Annotated in this window: 14 protein-coding genes; 10 read left to right on the top strand and 4 right to left on the bottom strand. The window is 47.9% G+C overall.

Annotated elements, in window-relative coordinates:
• Positions 1–42: 42 nt before the first annotated feature.
• The gene (locus ACFS25_RS02445) at positions 43–1,701 is read right to left on the bottom strand and encodes a hypothetical protein (RefSeq protein ID WP_381496814.1); all 1,659 of its coding nucleotides are present in this window, start codon (positions 1,699–1,701) and stop codon (positions 43–45) included.
• 105 nt (positions 1,702–1,806) lie between these two features.
• Entirely contained in the window at positions 1,807–3,186 is a 1,380-nt protein-coding gene (locus tag ACFS25_RS02440) for a PQQ-dependent sugar dehydrogenase (protein WP_381496813.1), read from the bottom strand.
• 203 nt (positions 3,187–3,389) lie between these two features.
• Here ACFS25_RS02440 and ACFS25_RS02435 point away from each other — a divergent pair, with 203 nt between their 5' ends.
• From ACFS25_RS02435 to ACFS25_RS02425, 3 genes are all read left to right on the top strand, one after another.
• A complete protein-coding gene (locus ACFS25_RS02435) occupies positions 3,390–3,734 on the top strand; it encodes a tRNA-binding protein (protein WP_381496812.1) in 345 nt (114 codons plus the stop codon).
• Between the two features lie 173 nt (positions 3,735–3,907).
• Positions 3,908–4,441: a hypothetical protein gene (locus tag ACFS25_RS02430; RefSeq protein ID WP_381496811.1), complete on the top strand. Its 534-nt coding sequence runs from the start codon at positions 3,908–3,910 to the stop codon at positions 4,439–4,441.
• Positions 4,442–4,513: 72 nt separating this feature from the next.
• On the top strand, positions 4,514–5,842 hold the full coding sequence (locus ACFS25_RS02425; RefSeq protein ID WP_381496810.1) for an adenylate/guanylate cyclase domain-containing protein: 1,329 nt from the start codon (positions 4,514–4,516) through the stop codon (positions 5,840–5,842).
• A gap of 45 nt (positions 5,843–5,887) precedes the next feature.
• Here the strand turns inward: ACFS25_RS02425 and ACFS25_RS02420 are convergent, their stop codons facing one another.
• Positions 5,888–9,550: a BamA/TamA family outer membrane protein gene (locus tag ACFS25_RS02420; RefSeq protein WP_381496809.1), complete on the bottom strand. Its 3,663-nt coding sequence runs from the start codon at positions 9,548–9,550 to the stop codon at positions 5,888–5,890.
• 180 nt (positions 9,551–9,730) lie between these two features.
• Here ACFS25_RS02420 and ACFS25_RS02415 point away from each other — a divergent pair, with 180 nt between their 5' ends.
• The 4 genes from ACFS25_RS02415 (at position 9,731) to ACFS25_RS02400 (ending at position 15,912) form a co-directional block, all read left to right on the top strand.
• Complete coding sequence (locus tag ACFS25_RS02415) at positions 9,731–10,984, top strand: Pycsar system effector family protein (protein ID WP_381496808.1); 1,254 nt, start codon at positions 9,731–9,733, stop codon at positions 10,982–10,984.
• Positions 10,985–11,109: 125 nt separating this feature from the next.
• Positions 11,110–12,495: a M20/M25/M40 family metallo-hydrolase gene (locus ACFS25_RS02410; RefSeq protein WP_381496807.1), complete on the top strand. Its 1,386-nt coding sequence runs from the start codon at positions 11,110–11,112 to the stop codon at positions 12,493–12,495.
• A gap of 59 nt (positions 12,496–12,554) precedes the next feature.
• Complete coding sequence (locus ACFS25_RS02405) at positions 12,555–13,829, top strand: aminotransferase class V-fold PLP-dependent enzyme (protein ID WP_381496806.1); 1,275 nt, start codon at positions 12,555–12,557, stop codon at positions 13,827–13,829.
• Between the two features lie 85 nt (positions 13,830–13,914).
• Positions 13,915–15,912, top strand: a complete 1,998-nt coding sequence (locus tag ACFS25_RS02400) for a S9 family peptidase (protein ID WP_381496805.1) — start codon at positions 13,915–13,917, stop codon at positions 15,910–15,912.
• A 73-nt stretch (positions 15,913–15,985) separates the two neighbouring features.
• On the opposite strand, the gene ACFS25_RS02395 is transcribed toward ACFS25_RS02400, so the two are convergent.
• A complete protein-coding gene (locus ACFS25_RS02395) occupies positions 15,986–16,573 on the bottom strand; it encodes a hypothetical protein (RefSeq protein ID WP_381496804.1) in 588 nt (195 codons plus the stop codon).
• Positions 16,574–16,811: 238 nt separating this feature from the next.
• Between ACFS25_RS02395 and ACFS25_RS02390 the strand changes: the two genes are divergently transcribed.
• The 3 genes from ACFS25_RS02390 (at position 16,812) to ACFS25_RS02380 (ending at position 21,025) form a co-directional block, all read left to right on the top strand.
• Positions 16,812–17,999, top strand: a complete 1,188-nt coding sequence (locus ACFS25_RS02390; RefSeq protein WP_381496803.1) for a glycoside hydrolase family 172 protein — start codon at positions 16,812–16,814, stop codon at positions 17,997–17,999.
• Positions 18,000–18,199: 200 nt separating this feature from the next.
• Complete coding sequence (locus ACFS25_RS02385; RefSeq protein ID WP_381496802.1) at positions 18,200–19,372, top strand: pyridoxal phosphate-dependent aminotransferase; 1,173 nt, start codon at positions 18,200–18,202, stop codon at positions 19,370–19,372.
• Positions 19,373–19,450: 78 nt separating this feature from the next.
• Positions 19,451–21,025: a flavin monoamine oxidase family protein gene (locus ACFS25_RS02380; protein WP_381496801.1), complete on the top strand. Its 1,575-nt coding sequence runs from the start codon at positions 19,451–19,453 to the stop codon at positions 21,023–21,025.
• Positions 21,026–21,136 lie beyond the last annotated feature (111 nt).

Below are 21,136 nucleotides of genomic sequence, written 5' to 3'. Positions count from 1 at the left end.
ATGATATTGTACTGGATTAGCGCAGATGACAAGGTTTGATTGTTACTTCAGCAAATCCCGTCGCATAAAACTGTACGTATTGGGGTCGAAGCCGGGTGTACGGATAAATGCCTGAGGTGGCTGTTCAATGAATCGCTGCATACTACTATCATTTTCATAATATTGAGTGACTTCAGTCCGAAAAATAATCAGATTGATGTCGTTCTGCTCAACAAACTTATAAAAATCTGTATTGCGTTTGTATTGGTCAAACCCGATAGCTATGCTGCCCAGATGCGTCGATAAAGCATCTGGATTATCGAAAATTCGAATTCGGTTTTTATCGGCTATCGAAGCCGTAAGTTGCTTCGTATATTGAAGCAATTCCTTATCTTTCGTTGTAGCAGGCGTTTGATGCTTCCATTCCCAAATCATCCATGCCCCTATTCCGAGCAGAAAAAATATGGACAATGCGCTGCCCACTATCCGAATCACTGGTTTGCGAGCCGCCAGGAAATTGCTTAACCAAGGACGAAACTGAAGGTTCATCAGCATAGCCCCAATTACTACCGGAATAAAGAAGTAAAAAGCGGGCAGATAGCGAATCTTTATACCCATGGAATAAACCGAACTCACGATAGGAGCAATAATCGCCGTAGTCGCCACGATATAGGGCCACGGATTAGCCATAACCGCATGACTCACCGCCCGTGCCGTCTGGCGAATGGACACAAGACCGACAAAGATTATCAACAAAAGGACCCAGGTAATTTTTCGATCAAACAGCGATTGAATAGTGGTTGCACCCGGCAGATGCGAAAGGGGCTGAAAATAGCTACCAAGGACGGTTAACAACTGCACACTCAGGTTATATACGTTTGGCAATAGATGGTCGCCAATAACAAGTTTCGGATGTTTCAGCAGCGCATCACCAAACCCTTTGACCCGTTCGCCAAAAATGAGTTGTGACATCACTTCCGAATCGACCCAGTTGCTATAAGTACTAAGCCGTTTATCTTCGGGGTGACGCATGGCGTAGTTATAAGAAAAATCCTGTTTAAACGCTTTCTCTCCCTTTTCAGACAGGGGGCTGCCTACGCCGAAAAACAGAACCAAAACAACAGCCACAATGCCGACTATTGGATAGACAGATTGCCGAAACCAGAAAGTAGCCCCAATCAGCAGAACCAAACACACGCCAAAAGGCACGACGAACTCCGGACGAAAATAAGCAAACAAAAAATAAGTCAGCGTGAGCAAGGCGAAGGCAATATGGAGCTTATCGCGTAAATAGCGGGCACCGATAATAAAGAGCAGCAACGTCAGCAAAAAAAGCAGGATGGACACTTTCACACCTTCCGGAAAATTCATCCGGGAAAAATGAAACACCAGTGTGCAGTATAAAGCCCAGTACCAGCGGAAGCCCGTGAAACGCAGGGCAACGTATAACGCAATCGTCGGTAGCGACGATAGTAAAGCCATATTTAGGTAATACAGGCGAATCGTATCCGGTTCAAATAAGGAGAGGAACTTGTACCAGAGTGAATAAGCCGGTCCCCAGTCAGTTTGCAAACCCAGACGGAAATTGCTGATTCCCTGATACATGTAGAACGCTTCATCGCCCAGTTGCACATCGGATATAGTTGTAAGCTGATGGTTCAGGACGTAAATAGCAACGATAATCAGTAGCAGGCTTAATCCGTCGAAAAGTCTATCTTTCATTAAATGAAGGTGGTATGTATCAGCGGGCAAAGGTAGTCTGAAACTAATAAAGCATAAAAAAAACGCGTACCACCCGAAGGTAATACGCGTTTCACAGAACACTGTTTATTTTTTCGCCGTATACATTACCCGCCAAACCTTTCCTTTTACAGAGTCGGAAATATAAAGTGAGCCATCAGGTCCCTGAGCCAGTCCTACCGGACGAGCTTTCGCATCGCCGGGGCTAGCCAGATCAAGTTTGCCCGCATTGACATCGGTACCCGGTTTGCCCTGTTCAGCGACACCCGCGAAGTTTTCAGCAAACACTTCATATTTACCCGATGGCCGACCGTCCTTTCCGAACGGTATAAATGCCACAAAATAACCACCCTGCTTTAGCGGGGCGCGGTTCCATGAACCATGAAAGCAGACAAAGGCGCCGTTTTTATACCGAGCCGGGAAGCTGTTTGCTCCGGTGGCCGTATAAAACAATAGGTCATTGGGAGCCCAGTGAGCTGGAAAGGCCATGATAGGCTTATCTTTTCCGGCACAACGATCTTCTTTCGTACCATCTCCACCGTATTCTGGTGCCAAAAATTTCTTGTTTTTAAAATGGTCGTTGTAACAATAAGGCCAGCCAAAATCTGAACCTTCTTTTACCATCAAAAACTCTTCGGACGGTAGCTCTGCACTAAGCTCATCTGTAAATACACCACCCCAATTATTAAGATTATCGCGACCGTGCTGAAGAGCGTAAAGCGAATTCGTTGCCGTGTTCCAATCGAGGGAAACAGCGTTACGAATGCCGGTAGCATATCGTTTGCCGTCGGCTTTGTGTTGGTTCAGTTTATTGGCGTCGAAGAGCCAGATACCACCGTATTCTTCCAGAATTGGGCAAGGATCCATTCCTTTCGAGCCCTTTTGCCGATCTTTTTCCTGACAGGCATTAGACGGAGCCCCAAAGTTGACGAACAATTTACCATCCGGCGAAATCGCGAGCGACTTACTGGCGTGCTGGCGTTGAAGCGTTAAGCCCACCACAATTGGTTCGGCGGGGGTCGTTTCCATAACCTTACCATTAGTCAATTTATAGCGATAAACCGACGTGTCCGATGAGGCATAGAGATAGTCATTATAGATACCCATTCCCGTTCCGGTGTTGTTACCAAACATAACCGTCTGGTCTGCACGACCGTCGCCATTGGTATCGTTCAGTTCGACAATGCCTTTGCCGTCATTAAGTTTCTCTAATTTTACAAATACCGTTCCGGCATTATCGACGACAAGGTGACGGGCTTTACCAAGATTGTCAGCGAAAACCAATGCACCAAATCCAGTCGCAAGTTTGATTCCTCCGTTGTCGGGATCGGGTGCTATGGCAGACCCGGCTTGGACCAGATGGTTTTTGGGGGGAGCAGATTTAACTGACTTAGCCGGGGGCCTTGCGTCTGGCCTTGCCAAGGCAATGGTCGTAACTGCCGTTAATAAAAGTACTATTGCTTTCATGGTTAAAAATAAATTGGGTTGAGCATTAGGAGCGACAACAGGGGATAAACGGGACGTAACAGACAAAAGTTTTTGCCAGCAATCGCTAATCAGTACCGTTTATAAAATTTTAATGAGTGTCCTGCTATCAATCGCCATCTTGCCAGTTATAATAGACAAATATCGGTATAACTTGATAACTCTCGACTAATCGTGACAAGCCAATGCTAACGCCTAATCCCCTCACCTGGGCCGACTTTGACAAGGTTGACATCCGAACAGGAACCATCGTAGACGCCGAAGATTTTCCACAGGCCCGGAAACCAGCCTACAAACTAACGATTGATTTTGGTGAATTAGGAACAAAACGCAGCTCGGCCCAGCTCACCAAACTGTATCGGGCCGATGAGCTAATTGGCAGGCAGGTTGTGGCAGTGGTAAATTTTCCGCCCAAACAGATTGCCACGTTCATGAGTGAATGCCTGGTGCTCGGCGCGGTATCTGACGATGGCACGGTAACGTTGCTCCACACCGAACGGCCAACCAAAAACGGCCTGCGGATCGCCTAGCGTAAATAAACTGCCACTCCCGGAAGTAGTGTAAATGATCTACATAGCGGGTTAGCCAACGCTGTTAAAACGCACGAGAAGGATAAAGTCACCCTTAAATAATGACAATTTCTACAAGAGCGTCCTTATTTTTACGCCACGGCTTAATCGCCCGCTTTTTTCCTTCTATCTCTATGCGAACTGTTTTACTGCTCATTGCACTAATATTTGCTTTTCTAACAGCTAACGCGCAACGCCGACGTGACGACGATACGTCGCACTATCGAACTGTGCCTATTCCGGCGCATTTGTTGCCCATTGAGCGGGCTTATGGATCATCGTCGCTGGGAAGTGTATATTTCTATGGCGGCAAAAAACTCTCATCACCTTATTCGCTGGAGATACCATTTTACGAGCTCAACGACCCAACGGTTAGCCATCGTTTTCAGACCTTCCGAACGCTGACAACCCTAAGCCGCCTGACAGCTCTATTGCCCCTAGCCTATATTCTACTGAGCAGTAATCGTAACGGAGGCACTTACTGGACGGTTTATGGTGGCTCAATTGCAGCCTCTTTAACGCTTTCTATTATTGGTAACAGCCAGATTAACAAGGCCGTAACACGCTACAATGAATTGCTACGCCAACCTCGACTGGGTTTGTTTGTTGCCCCTGTTCCGCTAACAGGCCAATTAGCTGTGGGAATGGGAATAACCTACGGCTTTTGAAACCGAGGTTCCCGTGAATCAATACTGAACTGTCCTTGTTGAACGCAGACGAACCATCTTGTTTACTATGAAATGACATTTCCGTTTCACCCGACACCAAAACCACAAATAGAGTCTTATTTTCAGGCGCATTTTTCTGACGAAAATCTAAAGCGAGAAGCTCAACGGGCCAGTGTCTTATCGTTCTTTTTCCTGTTCTCTACGGTGATGCTGGTGCTTTTACAGCCTTTCCTGCGCGCTGATAATTTGATGTACCTTCCGGGGCCGATTATGCTCACCATTACTCCTTATTTTGTGGGTATGAGCATTTATGAATGGGGAATGCGCCGACTGTTACTGCGACAACTTCATCAACATCAAAACCTGCCAACCTTCTTCAAATTTGCCAATGCCTCTTTTGAAATTACGTCTATATCGTTGATTGTCTTCATCGTATCCCGTCACCTCGACGATCCGTTGCTGATTCTGAACAGTCCACTGGCATACATCTATTTATTTTTTATCATCCTCTCGACACTACGGCTTAACTTCTGGCTATCCGGTTATACGGGTTTTATTGCCGGGGCGGAATTCATTGCGCTTTATTTTCTGATTACAACACCGACATTAACAGAGCCTTATCAGGAAATAGACATGTTTGTGCACTTGCCCCTAATGTTTATCGCCAAAGGAGGTCTATTGATGACGGCGGGTTTAGCGGCTGGTTACGTATCCCATCAAATTAGGGAGAGTATCAGAGACACTATCCGGGCTACCGAAACTGAGCAACAGGCGGTACTGCTCTTTGGGCAGCAGGTATCACCCGAAATTGCCCATGCCGTTCTAGAACAGAAGGGAAACTACCAGAGTCGACACATGCGCGTGGCAGTCATGTTTTTGGATATTCGAAATTTCACGAACTACGCCAGCCATCATACGCCCGAAGAAGTAATGGACTATCAAAATACGTTCTTTGGTATTATCATTGACATCGTTGAGCAGCATCGCGGTGTCGTCAATCAGTTTCTGGGCGATGGTTGCATGATTACATTTGGTGCACCGGTTGAAGCCGAAAATCCGGCCGAAGTAGCCGTTGAGGCTGGCTTTGCTATTCTTAAAGAACTCCGAAAGGCGGTAACCGACGAGTTAATGATTCCGACAACGGTTGGCATTGGCATTCATATCGGCGATGCGGTAGTGGGTAATATTGGCACTAAAACAAGGCAGCAGTATTCGGTTACGGGTAATGTCGTTATTCTGTCGTCGCGCATCGAACAGCTAAATAAGTTCTTTAAAACTCAGTTTCTGGTGTCGAGCGACGTTTACAATACCCTGGCAAAACCACCCGAAACGGCTCACTACCTAGGACCAACGTTTGTAAAAGGCGTCGATCAGGAAATAGAATTGTATCAGTTATTTTGAGACGATTGTTGTCAAAATCTAGCTGATTTACTGGTACTTATCGACTCAGAAAAAGAACCCAACCCGTAGCATGGGAATGCGGTCTTCGCGGGAAATCGCGTAGATCAGCGAAATAACGGCTGTATTATAGGGGGACAGCCAAATACCTCCGCCATAGCCATGATGCCAGGTTTGCGACCGTTCGCCATCGAGCCAGACTCGCCCAATGTCGTTGAAAGCGACAATACCCGCATAAGCCGGAAAGAGATACGTTCGGATGGTTAGCAGGCGCATTCGTAAATCAAGGTTGTGATAGAACGCATTCTCACCAGCAAAGCGTGTCCGACGAAAACCCCGCAGATTTGTTAATCCTCCGAGCGTGCTTGCCTGAAAAAACTCATAATTATCACTCAGATTCAGGCTGGTACCAACGCGGGTGGCAATAGTCAGAAGGGCTGGTAGGCGAACACTGACATAAAACGAGAGATCGGACTGGAGTTGAGTGAACGATTTTGACTGCCCATTTAAGCCTTTATAAGCCGTCAGCGACGTTCGCCATAATAGGCCGCGAGTCGTTAATAGCGGATTATTCCGGGTGTCTACAGTAAAGCCCGCTTTCAGACCACCGTACCAAAACGACTCAAACAGTCGCTTACCATCTGGAATGCTTTGCGCGTATTCCTGAATAAATTTTGGCTGATTTTCTTCCAGTTCAACTCGTTCGACGGCAGGGCCATAATAAAACGTTGCCTTCCCAAGCCGATGCTGCACAAGGGCGTTCAGGTTCCAGTTTTCAAACCGAACACGATAATAATTAACCCCAAGTTCTTTATTGAATACCGTCTCGTTGCCTAGCCCGAAGAAGTTCTGTACAAAATTCGGCGCTTTGATATCGGCATTGATCACCAGATCAGCACTGCCAAAAAGGTCTGTGAAGGTGCCATCGTAATGAAAGTTATACGCTTTTGTGGCAAACGCGTGGCTGGCCATGAAGCGATGTTGCTGGGCAAATGGTTCTTTACGAAAACCTTGCGTTCGGTGTAAAAAGCCACCACCCAAAAACAAGCCATCGTCGGGGTTTGCCTGAATGGTAACGAGTGGCATGGTAAGATTGTACCGAAAAGATTCTCGGTTATATGTATTCACAGTCTTATTGTCTGACAGGTTGCTGCGAATTTCCGAACCGCCCGCAATTGTCGTGTTTTTGCGAAGATCATATACCCACGTCTTTCGCGAAGGTCCCTGAACGGATGAACTATCGGTTATAACATCATCGCCTTTGCCACCAATGATACGCACCAAAGTACCCGTCGAAGCAGTGCCGTGCAACACAAATCGGTCATCGCCACCCAACCCATACAGCCGAATCTCGCGGGTTTCAGTAGGATCGAATCGGCGGGCGTAAAGCTGTTGAACAGATTTGTTATCCTTATTTACTTTATAAACCACCACATCCGTCTGGCCATCGGGTTGCCGATTTACCTCAAAGAGTTCGTCTTTATCGCTCCCCACCACGTCAACATCTTTAGCAAGGAATAGATACTGTTCTTCGGCATAACGCGCCAAATCAGCCCGGCGCTGACGCAGTTTAACCGCTATTGCGTCGGCAGTCAGTTTACGAGACGGCTCGGGTAATTGGCGCATAGCCTCGTCAATAACTTTGTCGGTCAACAGGTGCTGGAGTGAGTCGGCCATAGCCAGCCAATCGGCTCGGCTAGGTTCGGTTAGGAAGGAGCGGTCAAAAAAGCGGGCGTTGGTATTAAAACCCGGTACATACCGGATTTCAGGACCAAATCCCTGAATTTTTGGCATCAGCCAGCGTCGGCTGACGATTTTAGGTAAGATACCTTCATTGACAAAAAAAGCCTGATCGCGGTCGCGCGGAACAGGCTTGAATTGTAGTCCTTTACCTGACTTGAAACTGGCCCACCGCCATTGGTCGTCATGCCGATCCCAGTCACCAATCCACATATCAAAAAGTCGCGCCCGTAACACCGATTGTTGATCTACGCGATTATCGTTATCGTCCTGTAGTTTGTCAAGCAATTTGGTCGTGCTATAGAGTTTGGTTGTGTTGCCAAACAGCCCCATACCTTTATAATTACCGTCGGCACGTTCTTCGAACAGCATAAGCGTGTGGCCAAGAGTTCGCTGGTAATCAAGTAGTGTAGAATCGTCGGGCGTTACCACCAAACGTGGCTGCGTGTGGTAAATACCGGCAGCTTCGGCCAGGGGCGCCACGGCCAAGGCCCCAAACGGATGCGACGCCGAAATTTGATCCTGCACAATGTCATTAACAAGTCCACTTTGCAAAGCGGTCGGGATGGCTTTCTCCGGGTATTTTTCTACGGACCGAATGGCAAATTCGTGTTGACTCTTATCGATGAGCCGCAACGACAGCGTTTGCATTCCGCCCCCGCGTTCGGTTGGCGTTAACCCCTCCGCGCGTAAGTTTAGTACTGGCACGGTTAGTGGCTGGGTCCAGACATCACGGTAGTTGGTCCCAAACCAGAATCGCTTGCCAGGGCCAGCGGCATAACGGCTACCCGGTACGATACGCAGGCTATCTACCCGATTTGGAATACTGCCTACCTTATTAGGAGTGGGTTCCGGTCGGAGTTGAATGATAGTTTGGTACAATAATTCACCCGATGGATTTTGCTCACTCGGCACGAAAAATGAAATCGTTAGCTGATCACCAGCCCCGAAATCCAGCCGGGCAAACCCTTTTCGTTCAGCGGCAAATACAGACCCTTTACCCTTCTTCGCCACTGACTCGTGTTTAGAACCGCTACCGCTGGTGAGGTAATACAGACTATCGTGCCGGATTAGTTGCAGGTTGTGGTCGTGACCGTTGGTGTATATCAGATTTCGGTATTTGTTAAAAACAGCCACCATTCCGTTGCGCATCTCCCGATAAACCGGATTTGGCAAATCCTGCAAACTCCCGAACACCGACCGATAAATGGGATAAATGGAGCCAATAACGGGCAGGGGTATATACAATGATTTATTAAGGGCCGTCAGCGGAAACAGATGGTCTTTAAACGTATAATGCCCCCCATGTTCACCATGACTATACATTGGATGATGCCCCGCCACCACTACGCGCCGGTGGCGATTCCGGTACAGAATATCATCTAACTTCGTCAGGAAATCAGGCAGATTTTTGGTTCCGCAATCCGACGATTCGCCCGGCTTATCCCAGGGGTGCAGCCAGTATTGCGTATCCATCAGCACCAGCGTTAATGAATCCGACAGTTTTATTTCTACGGGGCCGGGGCAGCCATCAGTGGGAAAAAATACATCATCTCGACCCGTGTACTTTTGTACAAAAGCCGCCTGATTTTTGATCCGTTGCCAGCCTTCCCGACCACTTTTATCCCAATCATGGTTGCCGGGAATCGCAAATAACCGACCTTCAAAAGCTGTTCGCAGATCGAGTTGCTCGCTCATTCGACGTTCAGCATCGGGCCGGTCAGGACTGTCGGCATCGGGCATACCAAACTGATAAACGTTGTCACCTAACAAGATCAGGGAACTGTTAGGCCCCGCTGTCTGGAGTTGAGTTCGGAGGGTATTGAGTACCGGGTCATGGCCGTTGGGCAGGGGTGCTCCGGCATCACCAAGCAAAAAAACGCTGTACTTGGTCTGTGCCCGAACCGGCACCGTAACCCCGGCGAACCAATTGATAAAGAACAGCGAGAAAAAGAAGTATAAAAATCTCATGTGCTAGGAGGAAGTTTGGCAGGTAGGTATACAAATCACGTAATATAACTTAATGAAATGATCAAAGAAGACTGATAACCAACACTATATAAGCAGGAAATCCAGAAATGAATGGTAACGAAATCTGATTTTTGTTCGTTAGGTTGTAGCTTACCAGTAAGTATAGTAAAAACAAATCGCATGATCGCTCAGGAAACCACGCTGCTTCATCAAACCCGAATTTATGCCGAATCGTTGCTGAAGCACCTTACACTCGATTATACGTACCATAACCTAAGTCACACGCAGGCAGTGGTAGCGTTTGCAAATGAGATTGCCGATTACGAAAAATTGTCGGATACCGACCGCGAAACCGTACTGATTGCGGCTTGGTTACACGATGTAGGCTATAATGGAGGCTGCGATAATCACGAAGCGACCGGAATCGATATGGCGCGGCCATTCCTGGAGAAACTGGGGGTATCAAATAAGCGCATCGACGAGGTAACTACCTGTATTCAGGCAACCAAAATGCCGCAGGCACCTCAGGGCAAACGCCTGGCAGAAATTCTTTGTGACGCCGATCTGGGCCATCTTTCATCCGATGATTTTCTGGAACACAGCGAAGATCTCCGACAGGAATTGAAGCATACGGGCGAAAAAATCAGCAAAAAGAAATGGCGAAAAAAGACAGCCGGTTTTCTGGAAAACCATAAGTACTTCACACATTATGGCCAGACAGTATTAGGCCCGCGTCAGGCCGCTAATCTGGACCTTCTCCGCCACCAACTCAATGAGGAGGAGGATGACGATGAGCCTAAACATGGCAAGCACGAGAAAGACAAACCCGAAAAACAGGCAAAGAAAGAGGACAGCCCAAAACATCGATTGGATGAATTGGTAACCGACACGATCAAGAAAGAGCGCAAACCTGAGCGTGGTGTCGAGACGATGTTTCGCCTGACATCTACAAACCATTTTCAGCTGAGCGCGATGGCCGATACTAAAGCCAACATCATGATTTCAATCAACACTATTGTGTTGTCCTTAATCGTGAGTATTCTGGCTCGAAAACTGGAAGAATGGCCCACTCTGACTATTCCAACCGTTATGCTGGTTTTGACTTGTCTGATTGCTACCGTGCTAGCGGTTCTGGCTACCCGCCCCAATGTAACGAATGGATTCGTCAGCCGGGAAGACATTGAAAGCAAAACGGCCAACCTACTCTTTTTTGGTAATTTCTACCGGATGGAATTGTCGGACTATGAATGGGGGATGCGCCGGATGATGGAGGATTCCGATTTCCTGTACTCAAGTATGATTCGCGACATTTACTTTCTGGGCAAAGTACTCGGTCGAAAATATAAACTTCTGCGCTGGTCTTACTCCGTATTCATGTTTGGACTGGTTGTCTCCGTTATTGCCTTCGGTATTGCCACATACATGAGTCGGTAGTTGATTATCTTATTTGGTCTCAATGCCAATTCACAAAATAGTAATTGGCATTGAGCACGGTGAAAAGCGCAAACTAGGCTAGTTTGCGCTTTTTTATTAGCTTCGCCCACTCAATCAACAAATTCATGCAAACTAAAGCGTTACTTCCTCTTTTTATTTTATCCTTTCTCTCTTCTTCCCTACTACAAGCGCAAACCATTTTAACCCGGGATTCCCAGATCTCGGATATGATCAGTCAGATTTCGGCTGATAGTTTACGGGCACACGTTAACGGCCTCGTTAGTTTTGGAACCCGTCATACGCTGAGCGTACCCGCCACAGCAACCGACCAACCAGCAAAAAAAGGCCTTGGTGCAGCCCGGCAATGGATTCTGGGAAAATTTAACCAATACGCCAAACAATCGGGTGGACGAATGACGGCCACACTTGATACCTGGATGCTCCAGCCCGACGGCAAGCGCGTGGATAAACCCGCCAACATGGGTAACGTTATGGCTACTCTCAAAGGCACTGACCCAACCGATACCCGGATTTTTATTGTACAGGGTCATATGGATAGCCGCGTCACCAATGTCATGAACCGGGAATCAGACGCACCAGGTGCCAATGATGATGGTTCCGGTACTGCCGCCGTTATTGAACTTTGCCGGGTAATGAGCAAGTCGTCTTTCCCGGCTACAGTCATCTTTGTAACCCTGACTGGCGAAGAACAGGGTTTATTAGGGGCAGAACATCTATCTGAACGGGCGTTGACCGAGAAATGGAACGTTGAAGCTGTGCTCAACAACGATATCATGGGCAGTAATAACAGCAGCGATACCCGCATCATCGACAACACCCGGCTGCGGGTTTTCAGTGAAGGCTTGCCCGGTGTTTTGCTCAAAGATACCACCGGTCGTATTGGACAGATTCGTCAGTTTGGCAATGAAAATGATGGCAAAGCACGTTCACTGGCCCGCTATTTGAAAGAAGTTGGCGAACGCTACGTCGAAAATCTGGAAGTAGTTATGGTGTATCGGAATGACCGCTACCTGCGCGGGGGCGATCATACGCCTTATGTACAACGTGGGTTTGCGGCTGTGCGGCTGACCGAAATGAACGAAAACTACGAACACCAACATCAGGATTTACAAACCAAAGACGGCATCGAATTCGGTGATTACGCCAAATTCATGGATTTCGAGTACCTACGAAAAAACACCGCTGTTAATCTGGCTACGCTTTCCAATCTGGCTAAAGCGCCGACTGTACCACAAAAAGTAACGGTAGATGTTCGAAATCTTACCAATGCGACTGTACTCTATTGGCAGGCACCACAAGCAGGCAAATTGAAAGGCTACTACGTATTGATGCGCGAAACTTACTGGCCTTTTTGGCAGAAGAAGTTCTTCACGACAAAGTTAGGCATGACCCTACCCTACTCAAAAGACAATTATTACTTCGCAGTGCAGTCCGTTAGTGAAGATGGCAATGAGAGTTTGCCCATATTGCCCGTTCCGAACTTACGGTAAATATCGATGATCTATTAAGGTTGTAAAATAGCCTGTCACCTCATATAACGCCTATAGCCATGTCTCCTCTTTCCAAGCGGCAGTTTTTAAAAACCCTCGTCGGTACCACAACCCTGTCGGCAGGGTTGTGGGCTGGCTTGGAAGAGACACTGGCAAAAGCGGCACATTTACCGTCCGCTGCACTGGCGCAACAGGAGGATTTCTGGGCCAAAATACGAGCGGCCTACCCCGTAACGACTGATTTCATCCAACTCGAAAACGGTTATTACTCACTGGCTGCGCAACCGGTATTGGATAGTTACTTGCAGCACATCCGCGACGTGAACACAGTGTCGTCCTACTACATGCGAACGCGGCAGTTTACCGACAAGCGGGAATCCCAAAAGCAACTCGCAAATTTGTTAGGATGCTCGTCTGATGAGTTGATTATTACCCGCAACACGACCGAGTCGTTGGACACGGTCATTGCAGGTTTGAACTGGAAAGCCGGTGACGAAGTAATAATGGCCGAGCAGGATTACGGCGCTATGCTCGATATGTTTAAGCTTCAGGCCCGGCGACATGGCATTGTAAACCGGACAGTTTCGCTCCCTAACCATCCCAAATCCGACGAGGAAATTGTCAGTCTGTACGAAAAAACCATCACGCCAAAAACCCGGCTGCTGATGGTTTGTCATATGGTCAACATCACGGGGCAGATTCTACCCATCCGCCAAATTGCCGAGATGACGCACAAACATGGTGTTGAGGTGATGGTAGATGGCGCACATGCCTTTGGGCAGTTGGCCTTTTCTATAGCCGACCTTGGCGGCTGCGATTATTACGCAAGCAGTCTACACAAATGGCTCGGTACACCCTTGGGTGCAGGCATATTATACGTACGCCAAGACAAAATTTCGGCGCTCTGGCCGCTGTTTGCCGACAGTAGCGTTGCCGATGATGATATTCGGAAACTCAACCACACCGGAACACACCCGGTAGCCACAGATTTAGCCATTCAGGACGCTATCCGATTTCATAACGGAATCGGTATTGAGCGCAAAGAAGCCCGTCTTCGATACCTGCAACATTACTGGACCGATCAGGTACGAAATCATCCGAACATTGTTCTGAATACGCCCGAAGCACTCGCCCGCTCCTGTGCTATCGCCAACGTAGGCGTAGCCGGAAAAACGCCCGCCGAACTGGCTAAAACCCTGTTCGAGAAATACAAAATCTTTACTGTCTCTATCGACTCGGCCAATGTGCATGGTGTACGCGTCACTCCACATCTATACACGACTACGGCGGAATTAGACACGTTTGTCCGGGCATTAAAAGAACTGGCCGGGTAAATAAATCGGTTAGTCAGGAAGGAATTTTAGTTCATTTTCAGAAAAGATAATATCTTCTATAGTATCAAAATCTCTACTTTTTATCATGATTAACCGCTCACTACTTGTCTATCTACTGGCTCTTTTGAGCTTTAGTAGTCTGGCGCAGACATCAATAAAGAAGCGCCCCTTAACGCCAAAGGACATGTACCGATTGCAAACCATCAGCGATCCGCAGGTTTCGCCCGATGGCAAATGGGTGACATATGGGTTGTCAACTGTCGATACGACGAAAGATAAACGCAACGCCGACCTCTGGATGGTGAGTTGGGATGGTAAGGAATCCGTTCAGCTGACTAATACGCCCGACGGAGAATCGAGGGCTCGGTTCAGCCCGGATGGAAAATATGTGTCGTTCGTATCGGCGCGGCAGGGCGCTACCAAAGGGCAAATTTGGCTGATGGATCGCCGGGGTGGTGAGGCAAAAAAACTTACTGACTTAAAGACCGATCTGGAAGACTACGTTTGGTCGCCGAATGGGAAAAAGATTGCCATGGTACTGCGTGATCCTGACTATGCCGATTCAGCCAAAACCAAAGTTCGGAAGCCATATGTACTTGACCGATACCACTTCAAAGCCGACGTAAAAGGCTATTTGGAGAAAGGGTCTGTCCATTTGTATGTGTACGACTTGGAAGCTAAAAAAATTGACACCCTGACAACGGGTCTCTACGACGAAACATCACCGGTTTGGTCTCCGGATGGATCGCAATTAGCGTTTGTGAGCAACCGGACTGAAGACCCAGACCGGAATCAGAACACTGATATTTATGTCATCGACGCCAAAAAGGGAGCTACGATGAAGCAACTAACTACCTGGGCGGGCTCCGATAATAACCCAGCGTGGAGTCCCGACGGCAAGAAAATTGCATTTTTACGCTCGACGGCATCGGGCAATTTTCTGATGTATGACCAAGCTATGCTGGCCATTATCAGCCGGGACGGTGGCGAACCAACCTTGCTATCGAAAGCATTGGATCGCCCCGTTCGTAACCCGCGCTGGGCCAAGGATGGACAGACAATTGGGGTATTAGTGACAGACGACCGTCAAACCTACGTCGGCCAGTATTCGCTGTCTGATAGTAAGTTCACGAAAGTTGCCAGTGGAAATCGGGTGTTCGGAGATCTGGAGCCAGCAGCCAGTGGCAATTGGTTAACCCTGATGAGCGAACCCCAATTACCCGGCGAATTGTATGCTCTTGAAAACGGCACATCCCGTCGGCTAACGCATACGCACGATGCGTTTCTTGCCCCGCTCGAACTGGCAACTGTAGAGGGCTTTACATCGCGTAGTAAAGATGGTGTACAGGTTTCGAACGTATTGTATCGTCCTGCCAATTCACCGGTAAACAAAAAATTACCGACCATCTTTTACATTCATGGCGGGCCGGTTTCGCAGGATGAATTTTCGTTCGATTTGACCCGGCAACTGCTATCGGCTGGCGGCTATGCCGTTGTAGCCGTCAACTATCGGGGTAGCAATGGCCGTGGCCTTGATTACACTAAAGCGATCTATGCCGATTGGGGCAATAAAGAAGTGCTGGATATTCTGGGCGCAACCGACTATCTCGTTGAGAAAGGCATTGCCGACCCCGACCGTTTAGGTATTGGGGGCTGGAGTTATGGCGGCATTCTGACTAATTACACCATCGCCACCGACACGCGGTTTAAAGCCGCAGCCAGCGGAGCCGGAAGTTCGCTGCAATTGTCTTTGTACGGTATTGATCAATACACCAATCAGTACGAAACCGAGTTGGGAGCACCCTGGAAAAACACCGATAAATGGCTGAAATTGTCATATCCTTTTCTGAAGGCTGATCGAATTAAAACACCAACGCTGTTTATGGCGGGCGAAAAAGACTTCAATGTACCTTCGGCGGGCAGCGAGCAAATGTTTCAGGCACTCCGATCTTTAGGAATACCAACCCAGTTAATTATTTACCCCGGCCAGTTTCATGGCATCACGGTGCCAAGTTACCAGAAAGACCGGGTTGATCGGTATTTGCAATGGTTTGACAAATACCTGAAACCAAAGACATTGTAGTACAGACATGGGTTTGGCCGCCCGTGCAAATCACACGGGCAGCCAAACCCACATCTATGCATTTAACCTGATATCAATTAAAATTACCTGCATGATGAGGCTTGGGAAACGGCTGGCGCGGCACAGTTCCACAGCGCTCGATATCATCTGAAAGTTGGCTAGCTACCCCTCGGCTAATAGAAGAAGCCGTTTCAACGAGTGCTTTATTAAATTCCGCCTGCATTGTTTGCGCAGACAATTGCGTCAGCACAGAAGCCAATTCAATCTGAATAACCGAATTAATAATCGGCTTAGGTTCACCATCGTCGCCACCCCCACCTAGTGGGTGCCACAGGTCATCTTTGGGCCAGGGAAATGGCCACCGCCAGGGCGGACAAAGTTCGTCGCCTGGCTCCCAATCAGCCATCAGTGAACGAGTTGCCAGTTCAGCCATTTTCTGCGAAAGAGCAAGCGTTTGCTTGGCTATTCTTTTGTCAGATATTGTAGCACTGACGCTACGGACCACATCGGCTACTAACAGTTCAACATGAGCATCGCTGAAAACGTGAGCCTTGGCTGGACCACCGGGACCTCCCGGACCACCACCTACTACTTCCCAGGCTTTAGCGTTTAGGGTTGCAATAAACTCCGCTTTTGAACGAATCAATTTTAGATTTACCATAGCAATAAACGTTTAATTGTTGGACACAAATCTACGCTTGCTGCAACTGGTGATTATGAGCACTAGTACCTGATTATCAGACCATAAACTACGCATTTCTGCTCGACGTATTCATCCCATTTACGAGTATTTATCCGCTTACTACTTGGCTAGTCAATCAAGATTGCCATTCATCTGTGCGTTAACGTGGTAAAACTTACGATCTTCTCCTTTTATTTAAAACTAAGCCCTTATTTCTATGGCCCACTTCCGCAACACCTTTATTGTTCTACTCTTCGCGCTCACGTCTGCCCTCGGCCAGTCGGAACGCCGTACTTCGACAGGGTCAGGCTCATTCAACGGCCTGGACATGAATCTCGGCAATTTATCGCGACTATCGACTGCAAAAACCCGGTCTATCAGCCCTGAAAATTTCACGGGCGAAAAAGGCAAAGGCGGTATGGACGACCTTACTGACAACCGACCTAATCATGCCAATGCCAAAGATGCCGCTCGTGATTTGGGCCGAGGCTGGAAAGTCAATCCGTTTATTAAAATCAAAGCGGGTGAAACGTTCACTTTAGCTGATGTAACTGGGCCGGGAGCCATTCAGCATATTTGGATGACGCCAACCGGCAACTGGCGTTTTTCCATTCTTCGCGTGTATTGGGATGATGAGAAAGAGCCATCTATCGAAGTGCCGGTAGGTGATTTTTTCGGTATGGGCTGGGGTGAGTACGCTCAGCTGAATTCGTTGCCGGTTAGTGTTAATCCGGGCAGTGCCTTCAACTGTTATTGGCAGATGCCGTTTCGTAAACGCTGCCGGATTACAATGGAGAACATCAATGACAAAGATGCCATGAGTCTGTATTTTCAGATTGACTACACACTCACCGATGTTCCCGACGATGTGGCTTACTTCCACGCGCAATTCCGGCGGACGAATCCGAATTCGTATAAGAAAGACTTGACATTACTGGAAGGCGTAAAGGGTAAAGGGCAATATGTCGGCACCTTCTTAGCGTGGGGCGTCAATAATAATGGCTGGTGGGGCGAAGGCGAAATTAAGTTTTTCATGGATGGCGATACCGACTTCCCGACCATCGCTGGTACTGGAACGGAAGACTATTTTTGTGGATCGTATAATTTTGATCGAAGTGGACAATACACGCCATTCTCAACGCCTTACGTTGGTCTCCATCAAGTAACCAAGCCCGATGGCACCTACAAATCGCAGCAGCGCTTTGGTATGTATCGCTGGCATATCATGGATCCGATTCGTTTTGAAAAAGATTTACGGGTAACGATTCAGGATTTGGGCTGGCGAAGTGGTGGTCGATATTTACCGCAAATGTCGGACGTAGCCAGTACTGTATTTTGGTATCAGGCCGAGCCCCACGCCCCGTTCCCGAAACTACCAGCCAAAGATGATTTGGAAGTTAATTGAAATTTTTTCTTTTGAAAATACTATCATATAAGCTGGTTAAATTTGGTATATCAACTAAATGTCAAAATAATTTAAAAGCGTTTTCTGTCGGGAGACGCTTTTTTATTGGCATTAATTCGTACTTTCACAAAACTCTATCTATTAAGGAGTTAGATTCTATTTTACTTTTATTTTATCCTGGATAAATACAAAATACTCTCATGTCATCACAACTAACTCGCCGGGACTGGCTTCGCGCCAGCGGCCTTCTTACTGCTGGTCTTGGTTTGAGCCGGTTCACCCCTGCTAATGCCGCCCGCCCGAACGCTCCTTTGGTTTCAGGATTTGCGAATGAGTTTGCCTTTACGGACGACCCATTCGAGAAAATGTCTAAATTAAAAGTACGGCTGTTAGCGAATGAAAATCCGCTAGGTATCTCGCAGAGTGCTAAAGATGCCATCATGAAGGCAACTGAGATTGGCAACCGCTATGCCTGGGCGGAGTTCGGTCCGCTGAAAAAGCTGATTAGCGAGAAGGAGGGTGTGATGCCTAAAAACATTTTAATGTCGCCGGGTTCATCGGATATTCTTCTGGCCGCAGCAGAATATTTCGCTAAAGGGGGAGGCACCATTCTGACCTGCCGCCCAACGTATGATGACCTGCTTGAAAAAACGACTAAGTTCGGAGCTACCATAAAGGCAATTCCGCTCACGAAGGACTTCAAATTCGATTTACCTGCGCTGAAAGCCGCTATCACGCCCGACGTGAAACTGGTGTACATCGTGAATCCGAATAACCCAACGGGTACAATTTTGTCACCCGCCGAACTCGAAGCTTTCTGCCGGGAAATTGCGCCTAAGGTTCCGGTATTCCTCGACGAAGCCTATATTGACTTCCTATCGCCCGCCGACCGTCCAATGCTGGGTAAGTTGGTAGCAGAAGGGTTGAATATTATTCAGGCCCGGACATTCTCCAAAATTCATGGCTTTGCCGGCTTGCGTCTGGGCTACGCTATGGCGCAACCTGATATGTTAAAAGCACTGCATCAGTACATTGGTGCAGAAGGTGACGTTAGTATCACAACGCTGATGGGCGGCACGGCCAGTTATCAGGATATAGCCTGGCAGGACCACTGCCGTCAGGAAAATGCTAAAGCACGGGATTATACCACTAAAGCCTTGACGAACTTAGGGTACGAGGTGATCCCATCGTACACAAACTTTATTCTGTTTCCTATTCGCATGAAAACCACAGCCTTCAGCAATCAGATGTTTGCTAACGGTATCGGTATTCAGACCCGCGACTTTAACGGACAACCTTATTGTCGTGTCAGCGTGGGAACGATGGACGAAATGACCCAATTTATTGATGGGTTCAAAAAAGTAGTAGGGTAATTGCACTTGTCTGAGCCAGCAAAATGCTGGCTCTATGGCATACAACGGTCAGCAATACGCTAACCGAGACGATTAACTATGACGCGAAGAGATTTTATTAATTCAACAAGTGCCAGTTATGCCAGCTTACTGGCGTGGGGAATGTTACACCCTGCACCAGCATCGGCGCTCAACCTACCCGCCAATGGTCGAAAAAGTGACGGTAAAGGTCGAAAAGTTATCATTTTAGGTGCCGGTTTAGCCGGTATGACCACAGCCTACGAACTCGGGAAACTCGGCTACGATTGTACAGTTCTTGAAGCCCGGTCACGCTCTGGTGGGCGCGTCTGGACAATTCGGGGTGGTACCAAAGAGACTGAATTAGGCGGTGGCACCGATCAGACTTGCCAATTCGGTGATGGTTTATATTTCAATGGTGGAGCTGCCCGGATTCCGCACCACCATCAATTGACACTCAATTATTGCCGTGAATTGGGTGTTCCATTACAAATGTTCAACGGTAACAACGAAGCCGCCTACTTATATAATGAAGGCGGCACAGGTGAGCTGGCAAATCGACGCCTACGTATAAAAGAGTACCACAACGACATGCGCGGCTACACAGCCGAATTACTTTCCAAGGCACTGGACCAGCCCGCGCTGGATCAACAATTAACCAAGGAAGATGTCGAAAAACTGGTTGATTTCCTGAAAAATGAAGGTGATCTGACTACAGCGCATCTCTATAAAGGCACCAACCGACGCGGCTATAAAACAAAAGATCATCCTGGCGCAGGCCATAAACCCGGTGCCACCACAGACCCTTTCGGATTAACGGATTTATTGCGGTCGGGATTTATGCAACCCGTATTCTATAACGTTGGCGACTACATTTACGAGCAGCAAACAACGTTGATGCAACCTGTTGGTGGCATGGATGCGATTCCGAAGGCATTAGAGAAGACATTGGCAGGTAAAATTATTTTTAATGCACCCGTCAGTGAACTCCGCAAAACCGAAAACGGTGTTCGGGTTGTATATCAGAAAGAAGGTAAGCCTGTAGAAATCACCGGCGAGTTCTGCGTCTGTACATTACCACTGCCGATGCTCAAAAATATCGAATCTGATCTATCGGGTACGGTAAAACGCGCGGCTGACTTTGTCCCGTACATTAAAACCGGCAAAATCGGGTTGCAGTTTAAACGACGATTCTGGGAAGAAGACGACTGGATTTATGGTGGTATTTCGCGTACCAACTTAGACATTAACCAGATTTGGTATCCATCGTACGGGTTTCAAGGCAAAAAGGGTGTACTGATTGGGTACTACAATTTTTACAGTCGGGCCGAAGCGGTGGGGGCTATGTCTATTGACGAGCGAGAAAAGCTAGCGCTGACACAGGGAGTCAAGATTCATTCGCAATACCCGGCGGAATTCGAGAATTCGTTTTCGCTAGCTTGGCATCGGGTACCTTATAGCGGTGGTGGCTGGGCTACGTTTGATGACGCGACACGAAAAAAATACTATCCTTCGCTGATAGAGCCGGATGGCAATATCTATTTTGCGGGGGAGCACACCACTTACCTGACTGCTTGGATGGCCGGGGCATTCACATCCGCTCATCGAACCGTCGAAGCGATCCACGCCCGAGTGGGTGAATATACGAAGAAATAATTTTTTGTCATGCTGGAACGCCAGCCCGGTGCCGAAGGAAGCATCTTCGCGCAGGACATATTTTTCAATTGATGAAGATGCTTCCTTCGGCACCGGGCTGGCGTTCCAGCA

This window comes from Spirosoma flavum, from assembly GCF_042686045.1.
Taxonomy (GTDB): domain Bacteria; phylum Bacteroidota; class Bacteroidia; order Cytophagales; family Spirosomataceae; genus Spirosoma; species Spirosoma flavum.
The sequence above is the reverse complement of the archived record's forward strand: the minus strand, read 5'-3'. Positions and strand labels throughout refer to the sequence as shown.

Excerpts from the sequence above, each read along its gene's own strand:
- ACFS25_RS02445 (WP_381496814.1), bottom strand. The coding sequence starts at position 1,701 with ATGAAAGATAGACTTTTCGACGGATTAAGCCTGCTACTGATTATCGTT.
- ACFS25_RS02440 (WP_381496813.1), bottom strand. The coding sequence starts at position 3,186 with ATGAAAGCAATAGTACTTTTATTAACGGCAGTTACGACCATTGCCTTG.
- ACFS25_RS02435 (WP_381496812.1), top strand. The coding sequence starts at position 3,390 with ATGCTAACGCCTAATCCCCTCACCTGGGCCGACTTTGACAAGGTTGAC.
- ACFS25_RS02430 (WP_381496811.1), top strand. The coding sequence starts at position 3,908 with ATGCGAACTGTTTTACTGCTCATTGCACTAATATTTGCTTTTCTAACA.
- ACFS25_RS02425 (WP_381496810.1), top strand. The coding sequence starts at position 4,514 with ATGACATTTCCGTTTCACCCGACACCAAAACCACAAATAGAGTCTTAT.
- ACFS25_RS02420 (WP_381496809.1), bottom strand. The coding sequence starts at position 9,550 with ATGAGATTTTTATACTTCTTTTTCTCGCTGTTCTTTATCAATTGGTTC.
- ACFS25_RS02415 (WP_381496808.1), top strand. The coding sequence starts at position 9,731 with ATGATCGCTCAGGAAACCACGCTGCTTCATCAAACCCGAATTTATGCC.
- ACFS25_RS02410 (WP_381496807.1), top strand. The coding sequence starts at position 11,110 with ATGCAAACTAAAGCGTTACTTCCTCTTTTTATTTTATCCTTTCTCTCT.
- ACFS25_RS02405 (WP_381496806.1), top strand. The coding sequence starts at position 12,555 with ATGTCTCCTCTTTCCAAGCGGCAGTTTTTAAAAACCCTCGTCGGTACC.
- ACFS25_RS02400 (WP_381496805.1), top strand. The coding sequence starts at position 13,915 with ATGATTAACCGCTCACTACTTGTCTATCTACTGGCTCTTTTGAGCTTT.
- ACFS25_RS02395 (WP_381496804.1), bottom strand. The coding sequence starts at position 16,573 with ATGGTAAATCTAAAATTGATTCGTTCAAAAGCGGAGTTTATTGCAACC.
- ACFS25_RS02390 (WP_381496803.1), top strand. The coding sequence starts at position 16,812 with ATGGCCCACTTCCGCAACACCTTTATTGTTCTACTCTTCGCGCTCACG.
- ACFS25_RS02385 (WP_381496802.1), top strand. The coding sequence starts at position 18,200 with ATGTCATCACAACTAACTCGCCGGGACTGGCTTCGCGCCAGCGGCCTT.
- ACFS25_RS02380 (WP_381496801.1), top strand. The coding sequence starts at position 19,451 with ATGACGCGAAGAGATTTTATTAATTCAACAAGTGCCAGTTATGCCAGC.